Origin of the sequence: Paenibacillus sp. FSL R5-0378 (assembly GCF_038009285.1) — a bacterium.
Lineage (GTDB): Bacteria > Bacillota > Bacilli > Paenibacillales > Paenibacillaceae > Paenibacillus_AQ > Paenibacillus_AQ favisporus.
Map to the genome: position 1 here is coordinate 2,762,861 of NZ_JBBPAY010000001.1, position 24,218 is coordinate 2,787,078.

The following is a 24,218-nucleotide window of genomic DNA, read 5'->3' on the forward strand; positions in this document are numbered from 1 at the left end:
GTATAAGGGATGGGGTGTATATTAGGAAATTAAAAAAATAAGGCCAATTTGTTGACATCAAGTATTAGTATCTGGTACTAATTATAGAGATAAATGGGGGAGAGGTCAATAGGGCGGCGGAGGCTGTGTGTTGTCATATTTAGTGATCATTTTTTCATAATCGATTAGTAATATTTTCACGATTAGTGAGAAAGTGCAAGAGTATATATAAATAAAAAGGTTGTCAAAAAGACCGCCATTAGGGCGTCCAATCAATTCAGCTTTATTAAGCGTTCAACAAATTCAATTTCATAGGGTATCCCATAATAGGTCATCATAAGTGCGCACTTTTGCCCGAATCGGATCCCCTGATAATTGGGCCTCACCTTCTATTGCTTCACCAGTCTTTAATATAATTCTAACTTTTTGAGCATAGGCAGCGGCAATTGGATGGACCAGACAGTTTTACTGGTGCTTTTCAGCAACCGTTTGAAAAACATGAAGATCTTGTTATTAATCATATATTAAAAAAAGAAACAGATCGGCTGCAGATAAGGAATTGCGAGTTTGATTGCTTTTCTGGTCGGAATTCTGAAATTGCAGTATTTTGTGAAGGAACATAGCATGTATCGAAGGTTCTCTGAGTTGTATACCGAAATAAGGCAACCAGGTTATTTAATAAATAGGTACAAACGGGGCACTTTGATCTGTACTAATTTTAAAGGACACTTTAAAAAGTGCCCCTCTGTCGGATCATTTATGTTGTTTCAACGGAACTAGAAGAATTGAGCGAGGTATGAAACGCGCTGCTGCTTCGTGGACCTCATGTTTTAATATCTCCGGCAGGAATGACGAAATCGGAAGATTGGAACAATCCTTTAACGCGATGAGCAGCCAATTGAAAATTATGAGGGAGAATGAAAGGCAAGAGGAGGCATTTCGCTAGCAACTGATCGCCAATTTATCCTATGACTTGCGAACGCCGTTAACCGTGATAAGGCAGCATGTGCATACCCTCCTCAAAATGCCCTCTGATCCGAATCACGGTTCGATACGTATCATAAATCGAAAACTGGACGATATCGGAAAGCTGATGGACAATCTTCTGCCGTATACCTTATTATCTGCAAGTAAAACCGACATAACGGAAGAGCTTCGCAATGCGGCCGCGGACTGGTCTTCGAAGAGGAAGGTCTGGAAGTAGAAATTGACCTGCCGGAGCAACCTGCCATGTGGCGCATCGACCCGTTCTGTTTCCGCATCATCGTCGATAATTTGTTTCAGAATGTGATCCGACATGCTAAGGTGGGACGGTATATCGGAATCTTCTGCCGTGAGCAGGATGGTGAAATGGTTGTAGGGATACGAGATCGTGGCCCGGGCATGGCGTACCGCTCGGATGCGAAAGGGGCGGAAATCGGTCTATCCATCGTTTCTTTAATGATTAGAGATAAGAATTTGAAGTATAAGATCGACTCCGGGAACAACGGAACGACCATTTACATCAGTACATAAAATTAAACAAAGCTTAAACTTGAGGTCACATTAAAGCCAACCTAAGGATGTTAGGATAGCTATTAGGGTGATGAGAATGGACATTAAGAAAAGAAATCGGGCAGGGTATATAGCATGCATGTGCGGGTTATTGTATGCACTTCCGCACTTTTGGTGGGGCTTGGGATTTTCATTCGGTTTCCCGGGAGATTTTGCAAAAGTCCCAGACGAATTATTGACGCGAGTCATCGGTTACTGGTCTATGGGTGTGTTGGCGGTGCTTGCTGCCCTATTCGGCTTGTCATTCGTGTATAAGTGGGGAGATAAGCTGCCGAGGCGGTTGAAGCTCATTCCCGCATGGATCGGGTGTATTGGATTATCCCTATGGGGCTGTAGCTTCTTTGTTCTGAAATTTCAGTTTGCGATCGGACGTGTCGTGTCCGCTCCTTCTTTCGTCGAACAGGATGCAAGCCCGATGGCGGCATGGGGATATGTATGGTATGCACTGTTCCTAGGTTGGGGTATCTCGCTTGGTTTTGCTGCATTTTTTGAAGGCAAAATGACGAAATCATTGGTTCATCGCGAATAGACAGGGTTATTAACGATGTTGGTTCGCCGCGCCAAGTAATTTAGAAACATTAGCCTGCGCCCCATCCTGTAACATTAACCATCGCTTCATTGTCTTGATTATAAAGACAAGAAAGAGGTGCTTCAGATGACAGCGAAGTATGATGTGGTCATTATTGGCGGAGGAATCGCTGGCTTGGTGGCTGCACTTTGTTTGGCGAAAGAGGGCAAAAGTGTCGCAGTTCTGGAGAGTCAGGGGCAAATGGGTGGAAGAGCGATCACCAACAAGAAGGAGGGGGTGCGTTTTAATTTAGGCTCGCATGCTTTATATTTCGGCGAAGCTTATGCTATTTTCCAAGAGCTTAATCTCATGCCGGATCTGTTCAAGCGAGTTGATGAGTTCACGCCGTATGGAATATGGAAGGAGAAGGTGTACCCTTTTCCCGTAGGCATCAGCTCATTATTAAAGTCCCCCTTGTTACCGCTCTCGGACAAAGTCAAGTTTGGGGCCATCCTCATGAAAGTCCTCAAATTAGACACGGCTTCGATTCCCTATATGAGTTTACGTTCCTGGATGGAGGAGAATGTGGACAGCCCGATGATTCGTAATCTTTTGTATGTTCTCGCTCGGGGGGGGACGTATGTGCAAGCTCCTGATTTGCAAGTAGCCGGTCCTCTCTTCAAACAAATGCAGCGTTCGATTAAAGGTGTGTATTATGTGAAAAAAGGATGGGGCTCTCTAGTTGATCAGTTGTGCAAGGAAGCACTGCGTTTAGGCGTAACCTTGCTGCCCCTTAAAAAGGTAAGATCCGTTGAACACCGTAATGGGCAAGTACAGCACGTTCAATGTGCGGATGGCGAAGTGATTGATGTATCGCATGTCATATTGACGACTTCGCCGAAGGTTTTTCTGAAATTGATCCCCCATGCTGAACATACCTCGCTCAAGCTCTGGGAACAACAAGCGATTCCGATTACGGCCGCATGTCTGGATATCGGATTACGAAGCCTCCCTAATCCTAAATATCAATTTGTTTACGGTGTCGATCAACCGATTCTTATGGTTAACGCTTCACGGGTCAAAGGATTGGAATTAAGTGATGATGGCGATATACAGTTGTTCCAAATGATTAAATTTCTAGGACAAAGCAGCGATCCGCAGGAAGATCGCAAACAATTGGAGCGGGCGATGGATCTCGTTCAACCGAACTGGCGCCGAGAGGTGGTTGCGGAGCAATATTTCCCAAAAATGACGGTCGTTCACGATTTCATGCATATGAAACGGACGGAAAACCCAGGACCCGCCGTTCCGGAAATCAGGGGCTTATACGTAGCCGGAGATTGGGCAACGCATGGCGAATATTTAGTAGATGGAGCGGCGGCGAGCGCCAAGCGGGCCGCATGCCATATCCTCTCCCGTGAACCAATGCGGGTATAGAAGGGACTTGTTATGGACACGGAAAAAATGTATCAACTCTACCGGCCTTTATTGTTTTCACTTGCCTACAGAATGCTTGGAAGCGTAATGGATGCCGAAGATATCATACAAGAAGCGTTCCTAACCTTCGATCAGCTGCCCCCAGAAACGAATATTCGCAACGATAGAGCTTATCTGTGCAAAATCGTCACGAATCGTTGTCTAAATCTGCTGCAATCCTCTGCTAAACAGCGGGAGGTATATGTAGGGACTTGGTTACCTGAGCCCTTAGTGGAGGCGGAGAATTTCAACCTGAATCCTTCCGAGATCTATCAACGGAAAGAAACGATTTCAACGGCGTATCTGCTGCTGTTGCAACAATTGAGCGCGGTCGAGAGAGCGGTGTTTATTCTGAAAGAAATTTTTCAATACCCATACGACGAGATTGGAGAAATTGTCGGGAAGAGCACCCTCAACTGCCGGCAAATCTTCCATCGGGCGAAAAAGAGCATGCATCATAAATCACCGAATCATTCCACGAAATCCGTCACAGACTCCCAAGTACAGCTATTTCTTCACGCTCTGCTAGAGGGTGATATGGAAAGCTTAATGAAGCTGTTAACTACAGATGCTGTCCATTATACCGATGGAGGGGGCAAGGCCCAAGCTGTACCATACCCGGTCATGGGGATCGAGAATGTGATTCGGTTCTATAGAGAGTGGACGGACTGGTTCAAGCAACCCGATAGTCGATTTTCCTATTCAATGACCGATGTCAATGGAAGAACAGGAATTGTATTAACGATAGATAACCGTGTGGCCTACGTGTACTCATTTGAAGTCAGAAGTGATCGCATCCAATCAATCTATGTCGTCGCGAACCCGGATAAACTCAAACATGTCAATCCCATGTTGTCATAAACCATTTTATGAATAGGAAGGTGTAGAGGATGAGAATCGTTGAGTAGTTGCTCAGAACCCACATGTTGGCAGTAATGAAAGAGTTTTACGCAAACAAGCTTGGTTTCCCTGTTGAATTTCAAACCAAGGATTCGTTCACGGTTCGTGTAGGGGAAACTGCTCTATCTTTTGTTCGTGATGACGGGGCGGTTCGCCCCCATTATCATTACGCCTTGAACATTCCCGAGAACCAGATTGTTGAAGCTAAGGAATGGCTTCTTCGACAGGGCTGTCCGTTGCTGAATGCTGCGCCAATGGAGTTTCAGGGCATTGATGCCAGCGAAGACATTGCTTTCTTCAGAGGGACGAATGCACATGCGATCTATTTCGAGGATCCTTCGGGAAATCTGGTCGAGCTTATCGCGAGACATTCGATGAAGAATTGTTTGCTGAACTGGATATTCACACTCGGGATCGGATTTCAGGTGTTCTTAGCTGGATTCGCTTTGTTCGTAGATTCGAAGCAACGGGGGACGCATGCCAACTTTGAAGAAGTCCTCGACATGATCTAGGATCGCCGCAGGTAGCACCGCGCGTCACAAGATGATAATGTCTTGCTCTGTTTTGATGATTCTCAATCTCCATACCTCCTAAAAAGAAAAAGACCCTCGAAAGAGGTCTTGGATCTAGGTCACGAATATAATATATATGTATCAAACTATTGGAAACTGAAAGGATTGACAAGATGATTGTAACGACAGAGGATAAAGGCTTACGTTTGATGAGAGTGCGAAGAATTTGGGATATGGCACTGCCATAGCGGTATCGCCGTATCTGTTGATTAAAATTGCCTGGACCTTTGGTCTCTTCATGCCGACCGATCAAATGGGCGACCCCAGTTGGCGCATTGCCAATGCAGTAACCATGGTTCTCGCCGCGGCCTGTATCTTGTTAGCTATGTCGTTCTGTAGGCCGTGGGGTGAGCGGTTGCCCTCGTGGCTGGTGGCCCTTCCTGTGTGGGTGGGCACCGGTCTTCTAGTACCCATGCTGCTGATAGCCCCGATACTCGGTCCGGCAGCCATTAATCGGGATATGGAGGCAGGTACGGCCGATTTTTGGGTCTACGAGCAGATCTTCGTCATGGTTTCGCTGGTCGGGGTCGGTATCTGTTTGCCTATTGCATTGGTAGGGTACGCTAAGGCTCGGTGGCCAGAGGCGCTTGGCGGTCGGATCGATTGCGGGAATTTGCCGGGAGATACCCGGAAACTCCAGCTTACCCTGACCAGGTTCGTCGCAGGCGGTTGCATCTTGCTTGCAATTATTAAGATATTCTGGGCGGCAGGCGGAACTCTCGGTATCGAGCCTTCCAAGATGGATGACCGCGATATATGGTGGCGCCTGCTCTCGTTGAGTACCGGTGTATGGGCCTTTGCGGGAGCGTGGGGCTTGCTGGTGCTTACTTCCCGACGTGGCTCGCGGAGGTTCCTACCCCCAATGGCAGCGGTATGGATCTCGTCGGGAATGCTGTTCTCTTACAATCTCTTTAACCGTTTGTCCAACTCTCGCCCCGATGCCCAGCCCGCCCCGGAGTATCCGCTGGCACTAGTGCTGACCACAGAGGCAGGCACCGTCCTGGGGGTGATGATGGGTATGATACTCCTTCTGGTTCTGCATGATCGCAGACGTGCCATGCGCGGCGAGTCAGTTTGAGGCTTAGTGTATGTTGGCCAATTCAGTCCATGATCCCCGTAATTTTCATGATCGGTCTAATAAGCGCTATTGCGCCGAGTCCGAGGATAAAAAGCAAGTTTTCTCTGATGATGTCTTTAGTTCTCATTTCTGATCAGCTCCCTCTGATGATTTTGACGACTTTACCGGCAGGCGGTCAAGCGTCGGGAGCAATAGGGGCGAGATTCGCAGCCTCCTTCTAAAACAGATTAATCCGGATGGTCCGGACACCGCCGTTTAATGCTTCGACGAACAGATAATGCGCAACTGATCGCAGCTCGCTCCGGAAGGCCAGTGACTTGAAGTAGACGCATAGGGTTGCTAACGACCACCGGCATACCGTCTATGGGAGGCTTATCGTCCAATGCCGCATCAAGGGGGCGGTTTCATCAACTCCGGTTACTCTACCCTTCTTTGAGCTTCGGCCTTGCGCTGTGGCTTTTTTATTGTTCCGCAGCTTTATGCGGCGTTCGGCACGAACCGGATCGTTCGGCTTTTTTGCGGAATTGATCTTCTGCAGCTGGAAAGAGTTGCGTGGATCTCGGCGGAAAGCCGATCGTTTTTTTGTGGCCAGTGGATCCAAAATCATCAAAATCTGAATGAAGGATTACGGTTCCCCCGGTTCACCGGCCCTAAATCCCAAGCGACCCCGGAAAGACGTCGGGTTCCGTCATGCGGAAGAAATGGAACGCCTCAAAGAAAAAGCTCGATGTGCAGCGGGAGCGCGAGTTGGTTCAGGCGCGAGTGAGTACCAGGAGAAGTTAGAGAAAGTTAGCGAGGAAGCGACCAAGCTGGACGATGTAAGTAAACAGGCACTTAAAAACCTTGACTAAAGATCGAATCAATTGTTCAACGTAGGCGTACGATAAGTTCCATCAAACGACCAGGCAGGAAATTGCTGCCCCCGGCCGCCTTGATCTCGCCTTCGCGGGTCTTGTATAAAAGCATTACGAGATGATGCGAAAAGTCACAGCTATGAATCATGGTTGTGACTTTTTTAAGTAGCTGTCGCGCACGAAAGTTTTATTTCTTCATTGCGCTGTTGTCCCCAAAATTATTATTTAGAAGATTTAATGATATGTACTATTATCCGCCGTTTTTATTTTGTCACATTATCGGCCCCCTTCCTGTCTTGCTTAATGAGAGCGTATGAAGGAGATTCTATGCAGCTGCAAATCCTGACATACTCAAATATCTGAAGGAGGTAGTGAGATGAGAATTATTGAATTGGAACTGAGAACCGCCCGCTTAGCTGAACTGAAGGAGTTCTACACAGAAAGACTTGGATTCGCTATAGCAGATATAACGGAACATTCAATTACGATCGTTGCTGGTGAAACGCGGTTGACATTCGTTCGCGATGAGGAGGAGGAGGAAAAGGTACCGCCATCCTACCATCTTGCAATGAATATCCCCGAGAACCAAATTCGCGAGGCGAAAAGCTGGCTTCTGGCCAAGGGATGTCAGGTGCTTTCCGCTGCGCCCCTTCCGTACGCAGGAATTCAGGCAAACGAGGATATCGCTTATTTCGAAGGAACGGATGCGCATGCCTTCTACTTCGAAGATCCTTCGGGGAATCTGGTGGAGTTCATCGCTCGGCATCGAATGGACAATGCCTTAACAGAGCCATTCGATCACAAATCCATTCTGAATGTCAGCGAGATCGGATTTCCGCTTCGCGGCAGCGTATCCGAGGCAATTCAGCGCCTAGATTCTCGATTTGATGTCACGCGTTATGTCGGTGACGGAAAGACGTTTCAGATGCTCGGTGACGAGTACGGAATGTTCATCCTGGGGGATATGGCCATCGGATGGTATCCTTCGATGAAGATTCCAGAAGTTCATCCGATTCGAATGACGATTCTCGATCCTACAGAAGGGGAGTTTCAATTGGATCCGTACCCCTACACCATTCGTGCGGTTTCCGAAAGGCCAATCTAAGGGAGGAATCGTTAAACGATGGATGTACAGAAATTGACCGCAACCCGCTCTTCGCTGCCGGCAGCAGCTCAATACGCGCGGCTGGGTTTTATCATATTGAACATACTTTTTTCTATCTGCATCGCGTTACAGGTGTTCTTGGCTGGATTCGCACTGTTTGTAGATTCGTCACAATGGGGGATGCACGGCAATTTTGCCATGTATTTCGCGCCCATCCCCGTTTTGTTGTTTATATTGTCTTTTCCGGCCAGACTGCCCAAGGGAATTAAAATTAAGAGTTTGGTGCTGATCGGCCTAATCCTTTTGATCTTCGCGACGGCTGTCTTCTCGGAAGAAATCGGATATGCGGCTGCGGTTCATCCCGTCATATCGCTAGGCTTGTTCTTGAACGCGTTGTTGATGATGAGGGAAATGGCGAAAGTATAGATGAGCGGAGACATGAGCATGGATAAAATAATTGGGAGAACAGAAGGACCTAAATTGTTCCTCGAACGGGACTATGGTTGAGTAAAAATTGGATATCAAACTTTAGGAGGATGAAAAATGAAGATCAAACGAATTGTTGCAAATGTTGAGACGCAGAATACTTCAAAAGCTTCGTATTTTTACGGAGAGTTACTTGGACTTGATCAACTAATGGATATGGGTTTTATTGCAACATACGGTTCGCATGGGAAAATGGGCGCTCAGGTTAGTTTCCTGTCAGAGGGAGGATCCGGGGCACCTGTGCCTGATCTGTCAATTGAGGTTGATGATCTTGATGCCGCGTTAACTCGTATAAAAGAAGCAGGCATTCACATCGAGTATGGACCCACTGATGAGCCATGGGGAGTTCGGCGCTTTTTTGTCAGAGACCCATTCGGGAAACTTATCAATATTCTGATCCATCTTTAAATAATTCATTGAAAATAGTTGCAATTCAAAATCTTTTACTGTGCTTTTTAGCGGTTCGTATTATCAGGCTAGCCAGAAACTTTTGGTTGGCCTTTTTTGTGTTCGTATTACATTGTTTTTTCGTAATTAACCTGCTTCTAAAATATCTTTTTAAAAGTTCACAGGTACCGCAACTCATCGTCATAAGTTCACAATATTCCTCTAATATGATCATTACATAAACGAGTCACATGTAGACTTATTGAGAATAAAAGGAGACATGGGGGAGACATAGGAATGAAGAAGACGGGAATGCTGTTTCTCGCTTTTGTTGCTGGCATGTTAGTAGGGTTTATCCTTTTTGAATTCATCGTGCGGATCGTGTTGCGGCAAATGAACACGTTGCCGGTCACGTTCATCGGAGCTCTTTCTATGATATTACCTTTAGCCGGGGGGATAGCCGCCGTCATGCTGACCAGACGTTTTACAAAAAAAGCTGGGCAAGATTGAGTGTATTCATCGTTATCCATGCCATTTGGGGATTATGCTCAGGATTGATTGCGTCAGTAATTAAAAAGATGTTCAAAATTTAATTTGATTTCATCATCAATGAGGAAAGCGAGTATAGAACATGAAAAAACACCTTCAACTGCTCACGCTGCTGCTCATTTTATCCGCATTCTCATTAGCTGGATGTGATGAGGATACGACCACGAACGTCGGTAAGCTCGAATTTAAGAATCCATTGCAAATTCCGCCAATACTTGAGCCAAGGACGGATTCAGAGGGGAAGAAACACTTTACCTTAACCATGCAGTCAGGATCGACTGAGTTTTTGGAAGGGAAGCAGACACCCACTTGGGGAATTAACGGATCTTATTTAGGTCCTACCCTCCGGGTTTCGCGCGGCGACCAAGTTTCTTTCGATGTGATCAATCAATTGAATGAAACCTCAACCTTGCATTGGCATGGGATGCGATTACCCGCAGTCATGGACGGCGGACCGCATCAGATGATCGAAGCAGGAGCAACCTGGGAACCTCATTGGACAATCGAGCAGCCAGCCGCGACTACATGGTATCATCCCCACTTGCATGGGAAGACAGCGCAGCACGTTTATCGCGGTCTTGCAGGATTATTTATCGTTGAAGATGAGGAGTCTAAAAAGCTGCCTTCGGAATATGGTGTTAACGATATCCCGATGATCATCCAGGATAAATTAATTAAGGGTGACGGTTCTTTTAACGAAAATATGAGTATGACTCCGTTTGGGTTGTTAGGCAATCAAATCTTAGTCAATGGGACATACGATCCATACCTGGAGATCACTGCAAGTCAGGTTCGTTTTAGATTGCTGAATGGTTCGAATGCGAGAGCTTATAATATCGGCTTTTCGGATAATCGTTCATTTTATTTGCTCGGCAATGATGCGGGACTTTTACCTGAACCGGTTTTATTAGATCGTTTGTTGCTAAGTCCGGGTGAACGTACAGAGATCGTGGTGGAGTTTGAACCTGGCGAAGAAACGATCTTGCACAGCTTTGCAGGAAAAGACGGGATCGAGAATGGGGAATTTGATCTCGTCAAGATGATCGCGGATACAAGTTTATCGGCTTCTTCGCCACTCCCGAATCACCTGACTGCTGAGCCGCTGATCGATGTTCCCGAAAACGTAAAGGTCCGTAAATTTGAGCTCACCACGAAATCTGCAATTAATGGCAAGGAAATGGACATGAATCGTATTGATGAGGTTATTCCGGCTGGCGCACGTGAAATATGGGAGATCACAAATAAGGGTTGGGATCATAACTTCCATATTCATGATGCAGCATTCACCGTAATGGACAAGAATGGAGAATTGCCACCATTATATGAGCGTGGGAGAAAAGATACGGTTTTTATTCCGAATGGCACAACAGTCAGACTGGCCGTTGACTTTGGAAGCTATCCTGATCCCGATACACCGTACATGTATCACTGTCACTTATTGTATCATGAGGATAGCGGGATGATGGGGCAGTTTGTCATTGTCGAACCAGGCACCGAATCCCAAGTATCGAAAGAGTTAAGCAAGGGAAGTCATGAAAATTAATATAAGACACGGCGGCTGCTTGGCTGCCGTTTTTATTTGTGCAAGAACCCCCCCAGTTCGACTGGGGATTCAGTCAAGCTTATAGCTATGAGTAGTCATCCTTTGACCTTTAATGATAAGCTAGAGCTGGTCTGCCAACCGCTCAAACTTAGCAAGGAGGAAAAAGGATGGACAAGAGCAGACAAGCACATACGAAGTGGAACTGTAAATATCATATTGTATTCGCTCCTTTCTGAGGCGCCAATCAAAGTATTCCTCTTCAAGATCTTTAGGCAGCTTAACTTTATAGAAATTTTGCATTTTTCGGGGGAAAATTCAAAAGAGTTGATTTTCCTTTTCCTGAAATACCGATTACCCCGATCTTCATTTTATCCCTCAGATGCATCAAACACCAGTTCCGGGAAAAGGGCACAAAATGATAATCGAGGATCTTATTCGACCTATACATTTGTGTTAGAATTGTTCCGAATTGTAAACGCTTTATATTTTGGCCTTTGTGCGCGAGGATGGAGAACTTTGCTGAGTGAGCGTGCAGAGTTGGTCGTACATGCCATCCATTTAAATTCATTATGTTTGGGTATAAGGTGGTGCAAGATGTGCTAAAGATGCTCATTGTTGACGACGACAAGTTTGAGCGGGATGGTGTCCGTTTTTTGGTAGAGAAATATGGATTTGATCTGGAAATCGCCGAAACGGGAAGCGGCGAAGAGGCGATTTCTTATCTGGATCACCATGACGTCGATATTTTGCTGTCCGACATTCGGATGAAGGGAATGGACGGACTGCAGCTAGCAGAGAAAGTACGGGAAACCGGACGGCCTATCAAGGTTATTTTCATGAGCGCCTACGGCGAATTCGAGTATGCACAGCGCGCCATCAGCCTGGAGGCGGTACGCTATTTGCTGAAGCCGGTTCAGGTTGGAGAGTTCGTCAAGGTATTGTCCAATGTGATTCAGCAGTGTGAACAGGAACGGCTGCAGAAAGAGAAGCAGGAGCGGATGCAGGAAGCCTATTTGAAGGAGGTCCGTTTCGAGAAGCAGAAGGTACTCACCAATCTCATTCTAGGGCAAACCGAAAAGGAACCGGTGACGATGCCGATCAGCAGCATATGCGGCTATTCCCTGATCCGTATGCTAATGTTAACTTCGCGCAGCCGGCTGTTTGACCGGGAGGATTTTGAAGTGAAGCTGGCGGAGGCGGTAGACCGTGGATCTGAATTGATTCATTTGAATGAGTTTCAGGGGCTGCTTCTCGTTGAAGCTGCTGCGGATGAGTCAGTTGAGGTGTTTACAGAGCTGGGTCTGGAAATCATCAACCGGGTCAAGGAAGATTACGGCCAGAACATGATGGTTGCTGTTAGCGGTCCGATTGACGAGGCCAATCAGCTGTATCAGGCTTACCAGGAACTGGAGCCCCTTCTGGAGATTTCTTTTTTTCTGGAGGAAGGAACCGTGCTGCAGGCAAACCGGACGTTCCTGACGGGGGAGGGCGATATGATGGCTTCCGTCCATAATGCCATGGAGGAAATCAAGCAGTATATCCAGCTAAGCCGCTGGAGTATTGTCAGACTGAGGTTCGAGCAATTGTTCGACACCGTACAGAACTGCAAGCAGCTCTCCGTCGTCTACATCAAATATGTATGCATGGAGATCGTCGGATCGATCTTTGACGAAACTTCGAGCAAAGAACCCGGCTTGTTCAAGAAAGAACTTGAGAAAATCAATAACGCGGCCAGATTGCACGATTTGCGCAGAGTGATGCAGGTTATTTTGGATGAGCATATTCCTTCTGGCGAAGGTTACAGGGACGGGATGCCGAAGGCGATCGAGGAAGTCGTTCGGATGATACATACCAGGTACCAAACCGATCTATCGCTGGAATGGCTGGCGAAGCAGGTCTATTTGTCTCCAAGCTACTTAAGTTACTTGTTCAAAAAGGAAAAAGGGATCAGTATCAACAAATTCATCACCATGTACCGAATGGAGAAAGCCAAGGAACTGCTGCTGACGACGAACCGTAAAATTATCGACATCAGTCAGGATGTGGGATACAGCAATTTTCCCTATTTCAGTTCGTTGTTCAAAAGCCATTATGGCGTATCACCATCACAATACCGGGGAGATATTTGAGCCATGAGACGGGAGCGGTTGTGTCTATTTGACGGGATGCGTTTCAGGCACAAGCTGTTCGTATCCTATTTGACGGTGATCATTATCCCCATTCTGGTGCTCGGGCTATACGCCTATCATCAGTCCAAGCAAATGTTGGAGTATCAGGCGTTGCAGGGAATTGAAAAGAACGCGGGCACGATCACGGAGAGCATTGAGAAGTCTCTGGAACGGTACAATCATACGATACAATCTATTATTTATAATACGACCTTTGAGAAAATTGTGACGAACGACTATATCGACCTCGTTAATTTGTCCCGCGATCTGAACGGCTACTTGATGCCGTATTTTAACATGATGAAAAACATGGACCAGAACATTGAACAGATCACGTTCTACACTCAAAGCTCCGTTCCGGAATATGGAGATGCTCTTCTCTCCGCATCACGGGTTAGCGAGGAGCGGTGGTACCATGATGCCCTTCTGGCGGCTCCGAACCGGAATCAATGGTTTTTCGACGACGGATTGATCGTGACTGCGCAGTTCCCCAGCTTTTATACGAAAGGAAATACGAACCTCGTCTATATGAGGATCAATTCGAAGGATTTGTTTAATTTATCGAATACACTACAGGAGAATGCTATTTTCATCGCAGATGAGAATCAGCGATTAATCTATGCCAACCCAAACGCTAAGCAGCGTCAGTACCTGCTGTCCGGGGATTTGTCGAATGAAGACGGTAGTCTGATCAGGGACGGGCAAACTTCATTTTTTCTGGTCAAGAAGGAAATCCAGCAGACGAACTGGACCTTCTATTGCTTTGTCCCAACGAAGAAATTAACAGAGGGAGCCGGCTCAATTATCAGGGTTACCCTGGGTTTGATTCTGATCTGCATTGCTGCGTTGCTCGTTATTATTTATATTTTCTCCCGAACGATGATTCGGCGCATTTATGCGCTCAACTCTATGATGAAGCGGGTAGAGATGGGGGATTTGAGCCTTCGGGTGGCAAGCACGTCCAGAGACGAGATCGGAGAGATGACAAACCGGTTCGGACGAATGCTGATCAGGCTTAATGAATTGATTGACGAATCCTACCGCAGCAAAATTGTGCAGAAGGAGGCGGAGCTGAGAGCGCTGCAGTGGCAAATCAACCCGCATTTTTTGTACAACACGTTATCTTTCATCAACTGGCAGGCGATAAAAAGCGACTCTTATGAGATCAGCCACGTGGTGACCTCTCTTTCGAAGTTTTACCGGACGGCGCTCAACCGGGGGAACAATATTACCTCCGTCAGGGATGAGCTCGAAAATATGAAGTCCTATGTGGAAATTATCCAGATCATGCGTGACTACAGCTTTGACGTTGAATATGAAATTGAGGAAGCGGTATACGTTTGCTACACGATCCATCTGATCCTTCAGCCGCTTGTCGAGAATGCGATCCTCCATGGCATTGACCAGAAGGAGGCGGGACGCGGCCTGCTGAAAGTGAGGGCAAGATTATGTGACAACGCGATAGTCTTTGACGTGGAAGATAACGGGCCGGGAATGCCGCCGGATACGGCCGAGAGAATTCTGACGGTGTATTCCACCGGCTACGGGCTAAAAAATGTGAATGACCGAATACAGCTTCTGTACGGGCCGGAGTACGGGATTTCCGTCAGCAGCCAGCTAGGGCGAGGCACGATCATGACCATCACCGTCCCGCAATATCATCAAAATACCATGGATGGATGATACGAATTTTGGCAGCTGACAAGCCCCATGAAGTCCGTAAAAAACTGAATCATTTCGAAAATATTTGATAATTTCTTTACTTTGAGCCTCTGCTATAGTTTTCACTATAGAAAGGGGTGATGACAATGAAAGAATCGTGTACATCCAAGGTGCATAACGCATGATGACAAAAGTTACCAGAAAAAAGATCAAGCAGTATCGTGTCCTGCTGCTGATGATGGTCCCAGCGGTCATTTATTACATCATTTTTAACTATGCTCCGATGTATGGTGTGCTGCTGGCTTTTAAGGATTTCAAGATTACGCAGGGGATTTTAGGAAGTCCTTGGGTCGGGTTCAAGCATTTTGAAATGATTTTTGAAGATCCCTACTTCTACACGGTACTACGCAACACGCTCATTATCAGTGTATACAAGCTTCTCTTTGGTTTCCCCGTTCCGGTTCTGTTTGCCTTAATGCTAAGCGAGATTACCAGTACGAAATTCAAAAGGGTGGTACAGACGGTATCGTATTTGCCGCACTTCATCTCTTGGGTTGTATTAGGGGGAATTTTCTTTACGATTTTCTCGCTTGATGGTCCGGTCAATATGATTGTCCACCTGTTTGGCGGCGAGAAAGCGCTCTTTCTGGCAGATGAACGATATTTTCGGACAATTCTTGTGGTTACGTCCATCTTTCAGGGCTTTGGCTGGGGCTCGATCATTTATTTCGCTGCATTATCGAATATTGATCCCCAACTGCATGAAGCGGCTGTCATGGATGGCGCCGGACGCTTTCAACGGATGTTCCACATCTCCATCCCTATGCTTGCTCCTGTAATCGCTATCATGCTCATTCTGTCCATGTCGGGCATACTGGATGCCGGATTCGATCAAATCTTCAATATGTACAATGTCAAAGTGTATAACGTCGCGGACATTATCGACACTTATGTGTACCGCAAAGGCCTGGTTGAAATGGACTACAGTTATGCTACAGCCGTAGGGTTGTTTAAATCGGTCATCGCTTTGCTCTTGATTGTTACCGTCAATACTGTAGTGAAGCGGCTGGGCGGGAAGGAGCACGCATTATGGTAGAGTTTCTAACGAAGGAGCGGTCGGTATGATGAACATCAAGAAGACGACGGGGGACAAAGTGGTGGACGCCCTGCTGTATCTGATTATGCTGCTGATCATGATCGCTACGCTGTACCCGTTCTGGACGCAAATTGTCATTTCGCTTGACGGAGCGGATACGGAAGGAGCCGCTTATGCCACGGGCCTGGTTCTCTTCCCCAAGCAATGGACATTTGGAAGCTACAAACTGGCCATGGAGTTCGATGAACTGTGGAGAGGGTACTGGAATACCATTGTTCGTACGACCGTAGGCGTCGTTGTATCCGTATTCTTTACGGCGCTGTCCTCTTACCCGCTGGCCAAAAGAGACCTTCCGTTCAATCGGACGCTGACCAGCTTCATCCTGTTCACGATGCTCTTCGGCGGCGGCTTAATCCCTACTTACCTCATCATCAAAGAACTTCATATGCTGAACACGCTGTGGGCACTTGTCATCCCCGGTATGATCGGAACATTCAACGTACTGATTATGCGAAATTTCTTCAGATCCATTCCACATGAACTGGAAGAATCGGCCCGAGTCGATGGCGCCGGCTATCTTCGAATATTCGTTCAAATCGTCATTCCTCTCTCAAAACCCGTGCTTGCCACCATTGCTCTGTGGGTCGGAGTCGGGCACTGGAATGCCTGGTTCGACAGCATGATCTATATTTCAGATCCGCACAAGCAGGTGCTGCAAATTGTATTGCGCAAAATCATCATTCAGAACGATATGACAGATATCAATAATGTGATCCAGAACATAGGGAAGGAGACTGTCTTCTCCGGCAGGCAGCTGCAGGCGACGGTCGTCATGCTTTCCATTATTCCGATGCTCGTGGTATATCCGTTTATTCAGAAATATTTCGTTAAAGGCGTTATGATCGGCGCGGTTAAAGGTTGATTAATCATGCTTGAAAGCGATCTCAAGAAAGGGATGATTAAATTGAAGAGAAGCTGGTTGAACGGAATATTGGCAGGCGCCCTGCTTATCTCAGTCCTGTCGGCCTGCAGCAAGTCGGAATCCACCAAGGGAGCCGATCCCGGCAGCGCCTCGGAGAATGGAACCAAGGCCGAGGAGAAGATGAAGCTGACATTTTGGAATTTGGATGATGCGACAACCACGAATTCACCGATTGTTGAGAAGCTGAAACAGGAGTACAACATCGATATTGATTTTATTAGTTCATCAAGAGATGCAATGAAAGAAAAACTGAACCTGATGATCGCTTCTAACGAGATCCCCGATTGGTGGAAGGAACCGAACTTTCCGGATTACGACAAGCTGATAGAGCAAGGGGTTGCGACTGAGATCCCGCAGAATCTAATCGAGCAGTATATGCCCAAATACGTTGCATGGTTGAAAAGATATCTTGGCGATGATCCCTTCAAATATGTAAGAAGAGAAGACAAAATCTATGGACTGCCGGTTATATGGGATATCGGAATCGACGGGATCCAGCTTGCTTTCCGCAGTGACTGGATGAAGAAGGTCGGTATCGCCAAAACGCCGGAAACGCTGGAAGAAATGGAAACAGCGCTTACCAAATTCCGAAATGACGACCCGGACGGCAATGGCAAAAAGGATACCTATGGCATCACCGCTTCGGCAGATAATGTCGAAGCGATGTTCAGTTCCGTATTTGGCGCCTTTGATGCGTATCCGAATATTTTCCGGCAAAAAGACGGCAAGATTGTCCGCGGCGAGATTGAGCCGGGGGCCAAAGAGGCGCTTACCGTGCTGAACCGCTGGTATAAGAATGAGTTGATCGACCCTGAATTTGTCGTTAACAAAGGGAGCAACGTTGAGGATAAAGTGCTGGCCGACAAGATCGGCGCCATAGAATTCTACTGGTGGTCATTCCTTCCGGGCAATGCTTTCCTGGGCGGCGAACAATGGTATGACAAGCTCAAAAAGAAGCACCCGGAATTTAATTTTGAAACGGTGGGCGGCGTCAAGGGTCCAAATGGCAGCTACGGTATCTCGCAATACAATCCGGCTTACGCTTCCGGCATCATGTTCGGCAAGCAGCTGGCACAGGATCAAAACAAGCTGATCAAATATATGCAGGTATTTGAAGCTACGGAGTTTGATCCGGCTAAGTATGAGCTGATGAACTTCGGCGTGGAAGGTCAGCACTGGAAGAAGAGTGATAAAGGCACGATCGAATTCATCCCGCCGTACGATGATGAAAAAGTACGCAAAAAAGCAGGAATCGGCGGTTTCTCTTTGCCAGGCTCCTTCAATGACTACAATTTCCAAACCGCATATACGTCGGATCAAGACTTGCGCAATTTGGCGCAAGATACCCGGGCGAAAGGTACACAAGTAATCGATATTTTATCACCGTTCAATAAGCCGGTATACAACGATTATCAAGATAAATTAAAACAGTTCACGCTTACCACCTACATCGACTTTATTACAGGTCGCAAATCTCTCGATGAATTCGACAAATTTGTTGCCGAGTGGAAGAAGATGGGCGGAGACAAGGTGCTGGAAGAAGCTCAAAAAATATATGATGAAAATTTAAAATAATTTGTTAGAAAAGTGGGAGGCCTTATTCCGGCGTTAGATGATGAGGGGGCCTCCTTACATTCCCTAAAACGTTAGAGGTCATTAAGGAGGACACCAAACCATGCTTAATATACAGGCTGGATCGATGGCTATTCGAATCAGCGATACCGGGGAAGTGACGACGCTATCAGATGCAGAAGGCGAGAAATCGTATGCGAACACAGCGTATAACTCGCCGCTCATTCGTCTTGCAACCGGGCAGCAGTTAGAAGCGCCTTCAGCGGCAAAATACAATGCAGCGTCAGGGGAGCTGACGTTACATTATCCTAGTGGAGCTATCGTGACCGTTTCCATAGCAAGCAAGGAATGTTACGCAACCTTTGAAGTGATCCGTATCGACGGTGCAGATCCAGATACCTTGATCTGGGGACCGATCGTCATGTCGATTGACGCCTCGATCGGAGAATCGGTAGGCGTTGTTCAAGGCGGTGATTTTGCCATCGGGATGCAGGCACTGAATATGAAAACTGTCGGGGGATGGCCAGCCGAGCTGGAGAGGATGGCATTTGTCCAGCCGACCTATGCCGCCAGCGACAATACGGATTCCGGCGGACGGCAGCTGTCCGACAATAAGTTCGACTACGAAGTGTCCACGGCCTGGCCTGTAGTCAAAGGGGGGAGCTTGCTGCAGTCATTCGCCCGCAACAGGACCAAACCCGCGCATCGCCCGGTATGGAATTTGCCGAATGCAGAAGTAGAGGGCATGGACGGTGATGACGCCCATATTCCGGGAACCAAAATTGCCTTGTTCGGCTGTACGGTTGATCGGGTGCTGGCGACAATTGAAGCGATTGAGCTTGGGGAAGGGCTGCCTCATCCGGAATTTGACGGTGTCTGGGGGAAAACGTCGCTCGTGGCTACCCGGTCTTATTTGATTACCGATTTTTCTGAGGAGACGATGGAAGCGGCCGTACGGTATACGAGGCTTGCCGGTTTGAACTATGTATACCATCCGGATCCGTTTGAGAACTGGGGGCATTTCAAGCTGAAGCCCAAGCATTTCCCTGAAGGAGACCGAAGCTTGAAGCGATGTGTCGAGCTGGCGGAGAACGAAGGGGTGCATGTCGGCGTTCATACCTTGTCCAACTTCACAACGCTGAACGATCCTTATGTTGCTCCCGTTCCTGATGAAGGACTGGAAAAGGTCGGCACGGCGAGGCTGGTGGCATCGATCGGATCGCTCGACCAGGAGATCGGGATTGAGGATCCTCGCCCTTTTACAGCCAACTTGTTCCGGCGTACGGCCAAAATTGATAAGGAACTCATCGAGTATGGCGGTGTTTCGGAGAACGCTCCGTGGAAGCTGACAGGTGTCAAACGCGGCATACACGGAACCGCCCCGGCCCCGCATCTGGAAGGTTCGGAAATCGGCCGTTTATGGGATCATCCGTATGATGTTGTGTTCCCGAATATCCGGCTGCAGGACCGGTTCAGTGAACGGATTGGCGGATTGATGGCTGAGGCTGGACTAAAGCAAATCTCATTTGACGGTTTGGAAGGCTTGTATGCGACAGGACAGGACGGTTACGGCGTAAACCGATTCGTGAATATGTGCTACGAGCGCTGGGGCAGCGAGGTCATCAATGATGCGAGTATTGTTGTGCCCAATTATTTATGGCATATATTTACCCGCTTCAATTGGGGTGAACCGTGGGGTGCTCTCACCCGGGATGGCCAACTTGAACTGCGGCTTAGCAACCAGCGCTATTTCGAACGAAATTTCATACCGCCCATGCTCGGCTGGTTCCTGATCCGTTCTGCTTCGGAGCGCTTCGAAGCGACTGCTCAGGATGAAATTGAATGGGTGCTGTCGAAAGCCGCAGGATTTAACGCCGGCTTCTCACTGGTGGCCGACATGGCTGTACTTGAGCGTAACGGCAATATCAATATATTGCTCGATAGCGTGCGTGTCTGGGAGGAAGCCCGGCATGCGCAAGTTTTTACCGCAGAGCAGCGTCAGCGGCTTTGCGATGCGAAAAGCGACTGGCATCTGGAGGAAGCGGGAAGGGGGAGATGGAAGCTGTATCCGATTGCTGTTTCCAAACCGTTCGTTTGCAGCCCGGAAGAGCTGCAGCCCGGCCAACCAGGCGGTGCTGATTGGACCTTTTACAACAAGTATGCGGCTCAGCCCCTCCGTTTCTGTCTGCGCGTGATGCCTTCTTACGGCAATGAAGATGCAGTAGTAGAGCGTCCGACGATTTATACGAACGGTACGTATATGACGTTTGAAACTGAAGTTGCTGTCAATGAGTATCTGGTCTGCGAGGGCACCTCCGAAGGAAAAATCTATGATCAGAACTGGAATCTCCTGAGAACCGTCAAGACATCCGGCGAGGCACCGACTGTAGCCGCAGGCGGGCAGACATTGTCGTTCAGTTGCAAATTCAAGGGAGATCCCAAGCCGGTTGTCAGTGTTAAAGTGTTCACCCGGGGTGAACCGGAGCAGATCGAAGCGATTTAGCAGCGCAGTTGCCGCGCAGTGACAAGGCCAGTCCGGTTTGATCTCGCACGTGTTCAGGAATTAATTACTTGAGTTTGGGGTTACTTGAATAATATTTTTATTTCCACTTGGTTGAGCAAATCCTCGGTACGAATAAATAAAGGAGCTTTTCTCGCCTGATTTGAAACAGTAAGTACCGTCATCTCCGCCTTCTTGTGTTGGAGCTATCTCGATTAGAGGTTAAAACCAAAAGATTGAGCAGAGGGTTGGGGACTGACCCCCGTTTGTTAAAGGCGTGCCTGTGGTGTCATTGCATGAAAACCGAGGCACAGAAAGCGGGGCACGGAATGATGATTTGGCTGCGACCTATACTGATCAAGCGGTGTTGTGGCTATCTAAATGCACAAAAAAACGGGCCGGAAATACTCTTTTCAGCCCGTTTTTTCTCGATTATTATTTCTATTACGTCACGTTTACTTGCGGTTAAGCTCCTTCGACCATATCCCGTTTGCGATATCCCATATAGCCCAAAACCATAAAGGCAATACTGATCACTGTGATCGTAATAAACGTTGCAGCATCAAACGGGTCTACCGGCATCCGCGGAATCCAACTTTGAACGGCTGTTTTCGAGAACCATTCCGGCAAATCCAAAATGCCGCCAAAGTAGTTTAATGCAAAAGAATAGCCAAGATACGCATAAACGGCTTTACCTAGTTTTGGCGCCCAACCTAATGCCAAGGCGGCAAGTCCGGTAAAGAACAACACGGAAGGCAGGAAGTTATAGCTTGCGGCGAAAAAATCCCCCATATTCATGGACGAGCCGTCACCCATAGCGGTTATGGCCGTCCCCCCAAGTCCGCTTGCAGCAAGCAAAATGCCAACGAGTCCGGCAACGATGGCTAAAACTACACTCGTCCAATAGAGCTGAGCCCGAGTCACTTTTGTAGCATAAATTTGGCTTAAATGCAGCCGCGCTTCTTCCGAGAAAAGTTTGTTCACGATGGCGATAGGTAAAATGGAAACCAATCCGATCATGACCATCATAATGGTCCCGGTGAAGGCTTCTTCAATGGAAACGCCGGATATCGTAAACATTTGACTCATGATTTCATTGCTTTCAAGGAACGTCTGCATATCTCCATAAATCGAACCATAGGCAGCCCCCATGATGACGAAAGCAATCATCCAGCTGATCATTACGCCTTTGTTTAGCTTGGTAAACAGGCCGGGTACGGACAGCAGTGATTTTTTTGCCGACGCTGGTCCTTCTCTTTCAGGCAAATAACCGGCCCCCATATCCCGACCGCCTTCCAGGGCAAAGGCGATAATCACGACAATAACGCTGAAAGCTATAGATAAAACCAGGGGGACCCAATTGTTTTCCGTAAATGGATAAGTCAGATAAGTCCAGGCCATTGGATTGATCATTGAGAAATCAACGTTTGACACATCCGTCCCGGCGCGGAAAATATAAAGCAAGCCTACAATTCCGAGCGATGAACCGGTTGCACCGGATGAAGTCGGCATAATTTGCGCCATGACTAACGCAATCACGGCTCCCAAGATTCCGGCCATCCCGATGGATGCGCCAAACAAAAAGGATCCTTTGGCCGAAATCGTATCTACGCCATAGCTGGTCATCATTCCGCCAATAATGAGTGCTATGAGTATATTGATCATGACGACTTCGGCGATCACCGCAAGGGAATTGGCTTGCCGGCCTACTTGAAAGGAACGGACGAGTTCAGTAAGCCCAAGATCTTCTTCTTTACGAGTATGGCTTACCACGTGCAAAGCAGCGATAATCATCGCAAACAAACCACAGAATAACAACATTTCGTGCGCATACATCGCACCCAAAGTATAATCGGATGCGGCATCAACCGGTGTAGGGCCGACCATGGAAATCATGGCAGGGTTTTGCAAGGTTTCATACATTCCCTGCAAACCTTGCCCTTTGCCGATTTCTTCAAAAGCCGGAACATAAGCGGCCGAAAACAAGCCTAAACCTAAAACCCAGATGATGATTTTTTTCCAATCACGTTTCAGATATTGGACGAATAGTACACGCGAACGTGCGAATTTTTCTTGCACCGTAATCTCCTCCGTTTCCGCTATTAGACTTCATAATGACGCATGAATAAGTCTTCCAGCGTAGGCGGCACGGACTCAAACTTCTTGACGCCCAATTTTGCCGCTTCGGACAAAATATCATTGATAAATTCGTTGTCCGCGGAGAATGTCGCTTGATTACCGGATTGCTTGAAATCATGGACACCGTTAACGGATGCCATTTTAGCCACATTGCTTTGCGTTACCAAAGTGACAGTAGAACGGGTTAAATGACGTAACTCATCCAATGTCCCGACTTCAACCACTTTTCCTTGACGAATAATGACGACCTTATCGGCCAAACGTTCCACTTCACTCAAAATATGAGAAGACAGCAAAATGGCTTTCCCCGCATGCTTGATTGTTTCAACTTCATCCTGGAAGACAGCTTCCATCAACGGATCGAGGCCTGAAGTCGGTTCGTCAAAAATATACAAATCGGAGTCAACGGACAAAGCCGCGATCAAGCCTACTTTTTGCCGGTTTCCTTTGGAGTATCCCTTGGATTTCTTCTTCGGATCCAATTCAAACCGTTGAATCAAATAGTCGCGTTTCTGCTGGTCTCCTCCGCCATGCAATTTCATAAATAAATCAATAATTTCGCCGCCTGTTAAGCTGCCCCAAAGTGCCACATCCCCAGGAACATAAGAAATTCGTTTATGAATCTCCAGGCTGTCCTTCCATACATCCTTACCAAAGATTTTCGCATCTCCGGCATCCCGATTGATGATCCCGAGCAAAGTTCGAATCGTTGTCGATTTCCCCGCGCCGTTCGGCCCGATAAAGCCGACGACTTCCCCGGCATTTACCGTAAATGATACGTCATGCAGCGCTTTGAATTTCCCGAACCTTTTTTGCAAGCCCAGCACTTTTACAATCTCCGTCATAGCACTAAAACTCCTTCTTAACTAGTTTTAGTAACGTGCTTTCCAGTTTAAAGCAAAGCTTTGTTCTAAAAAATAATGAACTGTTAACAACATAATAGTTCATAAAACATATTTTTAAGCTTTGTTTTAAACCAAAGTTCATTTACAGTACCAGTTATATACCTATTTATCGCGTTAGTCAATTTAAAAATAAACAATTTAGAACTACAGGGTATTTGATAATTCATAACTTCAGATATATAATAATAGGAAGAAAAAATACG

The 24,218-nt window shown here is 47.2% G+C and carries 21 protein-coding genes; 19 read left to right on the forward strand and 2 right to left on the reverse strand.

Annotated elements, in window-relative coordinates:
- Nucleotides 1-763 precede the first annotated feature (763 nt).
- The 19 genes from MKY74_RS35715 to MKY74_RS13050 all read left to right on the forward strand — a co-directional run bounded on the left by MKY74_RS35715 (nucleotide 764) and on the right by MKY74_RS13050 (nucleotide 20,974).
- The gene (locus tag MKY74_RS35715) at nucleotides 764-925 is read left to right on the forward strand and encodes a HAMP domain-containing protein (protein ID WP_445671806.1); all 162 of its coding nucleotides are present in this window, start codon (nucleotides 764-766) and stop codon (nucleotides 923-925) included.
- Nucleotides 926-931: 6 nt separating this feature from the next.
- Nucleotides 932-1,183: a histidine kinase dimerization/phospho-acceptor domain-containing protein gene (locus MKY74_RS35720; RefSeq protein WP_445671807.1), complete on the forward strand. Its 252-nt coding sequence runs from the start codon at nucleotides 932-934 to the stop codon at nucleotides 1,181-1,183.
- 26 nt (nucleotides 1,184-1,209) lie between these two features.
- A complete protein-coding gene (locus tag MKY74_RS12965; RefSeq protein WP_076169109.1) occupies nucleotides 1,210-1,494 on the forward strand; it encodes a sensor histidine kinase in 285 nt (94 codons plus the stop codon).
- A gap of 76 nt (nucleotides 1,495-1,570) precedes the next feature.
- Nucleotides 1,571-2,062, forward strand: a complete 492-nt coding sequence (locus MKY74_RS12970; RefSeq protein ID WP_076169610.1) for a DUF3995 domain-containing protein — start codon at nucleotides 1,571-1,573, stop codon at nucleotides 2,060-2,062.
- 126 nt (nucleotides 2,063-2,188) lie between these two features.
- Nucleotides 2,189-3,478, forward strand: a complete 1,290-nt coding sequence (locus MKY74_RS12975) for a phytoene desaturase family protein (RefSeq protein ID WP_076169106.1) — start codon at nucleotides 2,189-2,191, stop codon at nucleotides 3,476-3,478.
- A 12-nt stretch (nucleotides 3,479-3,490) separates the two neighbouring features.
- Nucleotides 3,491-4,378, forward strand: a complete 888-nt coding sequence (locus MKY74_RS12980) for an RNA polymerase sigma-70 factor (protein WP_076169104.1) — start codon at nucleotides 3,491-3,493, stop codon at nucleotides 4,376-4,378.
- A 62-nt stretch (nucleotides 4,379-4,440) separates the two neighbouring features.
- Nucleotides 4,441-4,929 carry a VOC family protein gene (locus MKY74_RS12985; protein ID WP_076169101.1) on the forward strand — a complete coding sequence of 163 codons (489 nt, stop codon included), beginning with the start codon at nucleotides 4,441-4,443 and terminating at the stop codon, nucleotides 4,927-4,929.
- A 226-nt stretch (nucleotides 4,930-5,155) separates the two neighbouring features.
- Complete coding sequence (locus MKY74_RS12990; protein WP_076169099.1) at nucleotides 5,156-6,067, forward strand: hypothetical protein; 912 nt, start codon at nucleotides 5,156-5,158, stop codon at nucleotides 6,065-6,067.
- Nucleotides 6,068-7,297: 1,230 nt separating this feature from the next.
- Nucleotides 7,298-8,026, forward strand: coding sequence for a VOC family protein (locus tag MKY74_RS12995; protein ID WP_076169097.1), 729 nt, complete (start codon nucleotides 7,298-7,300; stop codon nucleotides 8,024-8,026).
- An 18-nt stretch (nucleotides 8,027-8,044) separates the two neighbouring features.
- On the forward strand, nucleotides 8,045-8,452 hold the full coding sequence (locus MKY74_RS13000) for a DUF6220 domain-containing protein (RefSeq protein WP_076169095.1): 408 nt from the start codon (nucleotides 8,045-8,047) through the stop codon (nucleotides 8,450-8,452).
- A gap of 117 nt (nucleotides 8,453-8,569) precedes the next feature.
- Nucleotides 8,570-8,920 carry a VOC family protein gene (locus MKY74_RS13005; RefSeq protein ID WP_076169093.1) on the forward strand — a complete coding sequence of 117 codons (351 nt, stop codon included), beginning with the start codon at nucleotides 8,570-8,572 and terminating at the stop codon, nucleotides 8,918-8,920.
- 276 nt (nucleotides 8,921-9,196) lie between these two features.
- On the forward strand, nucleotides 9,197-9,409 hold the full coding sequence (locus MKY74_RS13010) for a hypothetical protein (RefSeq protein WP_076169091.1): 213 nt from the start codon (nucleotides 9,197-9,199) through the stop codon (nucleotides 9,407-9,409).
- A gap of 121 nt (nucleotides 9,410-9,530) precedes the next feature.
- Nucleotides 9,531-10,991: a multicopper oxidase family protein gene (locus MKY74_RS13015; protein WP_076169089.1), complete on the forward strand. Its 1,461-nt coding sequence runs from the start codon at nucleotides 9,531-9,533 to the stop codon at nucleotides 10,989-10,991.
- A gap of 605 nt (nucleotides 10,992-11,596) precedes the next feature.
- On the forward strand, nucleotides 11,597-13,120 hold the full coding sequence (locus MKY74_RS13025; protein WP_244169248.1) for a response regulator transcription factor: 1,524 nt from the start codon (nucleotides 11,597-11,599) through the stop codon (nucleotides 13,118-13,120).
- Nucleotides 13,121-13,123: 3 nt separating this feature from the next.
- Nucleotides 13,124-14,842: a sensor histidine kinase gene (locus tag MKY74_RS13030; protein WP_076169085.1), complete on the forward strand. Its 1,719-nt coding sequence runs from the start codon at nucleotides 13,124-13,126 to the stop codon at nucleotides 14,840-14,842.
- Between the two features lie 160 nt (nucleotides 14,843-15,002).
- A complete protein-coding gene (locus MKY74_RS13035; protein ID WP_076169082.1) occupies nucleotides 15,003-15,917 on the forward strand; it encodes an ABC transporter permease in 915 nt (304 codons plus the stop codon).
- 25 nt (nucleotides 15,918-15,942) lie between these two features.
- Nucleotides 15,943-16,839 carry a carbohydrate ABC transporter permease gene (locus MKY74_RS13040; protein ID WP_084203807.1) on the forward strand — a complete coding sequence of 299 codons (897 nt, stop codon included), beginning with the start codon at nucleotides 15,943-15,945 and terminating at the stop codon, nucleotides 16,837-16,839.
- 6 nt (nucleotides 16,840-16,845) lie between these two features.
- Nucleotides 16,846-18,474 (forward strand): extracellular solute-binding protein, encoded by a 1,629-nt coding sequence (locus MKY74_RS13045; protein ID WP_076169080.1) that lies wholly within the window; start codon nucleotides 16,846-16,848, stop codon nucleotides 18,472-18,474.
- A gap of 100 nt (nucleotides 18,475-18,574) precedes the next feature.
- Nucleotides 18,575-20,974: a hypothetical protein gene (locus tag MKY74_RS13050; protein ID WP_076169078.1), complete on the forward strand. Its 2,400-nt coding sequence runs from the start codon at nucleotides 18,575-18,577 to the stop codon at nucleotides 20,972-20,974.
- A gap of 462 nt (nucleotides 20,975-21,436) precedes the next feature.
- On the opposite strand, the gene MKY74_RS13055 is transcribed toward MKY74_RS13050, so the two are convergent.
- Together MKY74_RS13055 and MKY74_RS13060 are read right to left on the reverse strand one after the other, a co-directional pair.
- On the reverse strand, nucleotides 21,437-23,050 hold the full coding sequence (locus MKY74_RS13055; protein ID WP_076169075.1) for an ABC transporter permease: 1,614 nt from the start codon (nucleotides 23,048-23,050) through the stop codon (nucleotides 21,437-21,439).
- 23 nt (nucleotides 23,051-23,073) lie between these two features.
- Entirely contained in the window at nucleotides 23,074-23,955 is an 882-nt protein-coding gene (locus tag MKY74_RS13060; RefSeq protein ID WP_076169072.1) for an ABC transporter ATP-binding protein, read from the reverse strand.
- Between the last annotated feature and the right edge of the window lie 263 nt (nucleotides 23,956-24,218).

Coding starts and splice junctions, on each gene's coding strand:
- MKY74_RS13015 (WP_076169089.1), top strand. CDS start 9,531: ATGAAAAAACACCTTCAACTGCTCACGCTGCTGCTCATTTTATCCGCA.
- MKY74_RS13045 (WP_076169080.1), top strand. CDS start 16,846: ATGCTTGAAAGCGATCTCAAGAAAGGGATGATTAAATTGAAGAGAAGC.
- MKY74_RS12980 (WP_076169104.1), top strand. CDS start 3,491: ATGGACACGGAAAAAATGTATCAACTCTACCGGCCTTTATTGTTTTCA.
- MKY74_RS13005 (WP_076169093.1), top strand. CDS start 8,570: ATGAAGATCAAACGAATTGTTGCAAATGTTGAGACGCAGAATACTTCA.
- MKY74_RS13000 (WP_076169095.1), top strand. CDS start 8,045: ATGGATGTACAGAAATTGACCGCAACCCGCTCTTCGCTGCCGGCAGCA.
- MKY74_RS13010 (WP_076169091.1), top strand. CDS start 9,197: ATGAAGAAGACGGGAATGCTGTTTCTCGCTTTTGTTGCTGGCATGTTA.
- MKY74_RS13040 (WP_084203807.1), top strand. CDS start 15,943: ATGATGAACATCAAGAAGACGACGGGGGACAAAGTGGTGGACGCCCTG.
- MKY74_RS12995 (WP_076169097.1), top strand. CDS start 7,298: ATGAGAATTATTGAATTGGAACTGAGAACCGCCCGCTTAGCTGAACTG.
- MKY74_RS12965 (WP_076169109.1), top strand. CDS start 1,210: ATGTGGCGCATCGACCCGTTCTGTTTCCGCATCATCGTCGATAATTTG.
- MKY74_RS12985 (WP_076169101.1), top strand. CDS start 4,441: ATGTTGGCAGTAATGAAAGAGTTTTACGCAAACAAGCTTGGTTTCCCT.
- MKY74_RS13050 (WP_076169078.1), top strand. CDS start 18,575: ATGCTTAATATACAGGCTGGATCGATGGCTATTCGAATCAGCGATACC.
- MKY74_RS12975 (WP_076169106.1), top strand. CDS start 2,189: ATGACAGCGAAGTATGATGTGGTCATTATTGGCGGAGGAATCGCTGGC.
- MKY74_RS13035 (WP_076169082.1), top strand. CDS start 15,003: ATGATGACAAAAGTTACCAGAAAAAAGATCAAGCAGTATCGTGTCCTG.
- MKY74_RS13060 (WP_076169072.1), bottom strand. CDS start 23,955: ATGACGGAGATTGTAAAAGTGCTGGGCTTGCAAAAAAGGTTCGGGAAA.
- MKY74_RS13025 (WP_244169248.1), top strand. CDS start 11,597: ATGCTCATTGTTGACGACGACAAGTTTGAGCGGGATGGTGTCCGTTTT.
- MKY74_RS12970 (WP_076169610.1), top strand. CDS start 1,571: ATGGACATTAAGAAAAGAAATCGGGCAGGGTATATAGCATGCATGTGC.
- MKY74_RS13030 (WP_076169085.1), top strand. CDS start 13,124: ATGAGACGGGAGCGGTTGTGTCTATTTGACGGGATGCGTTTCAGGCAC.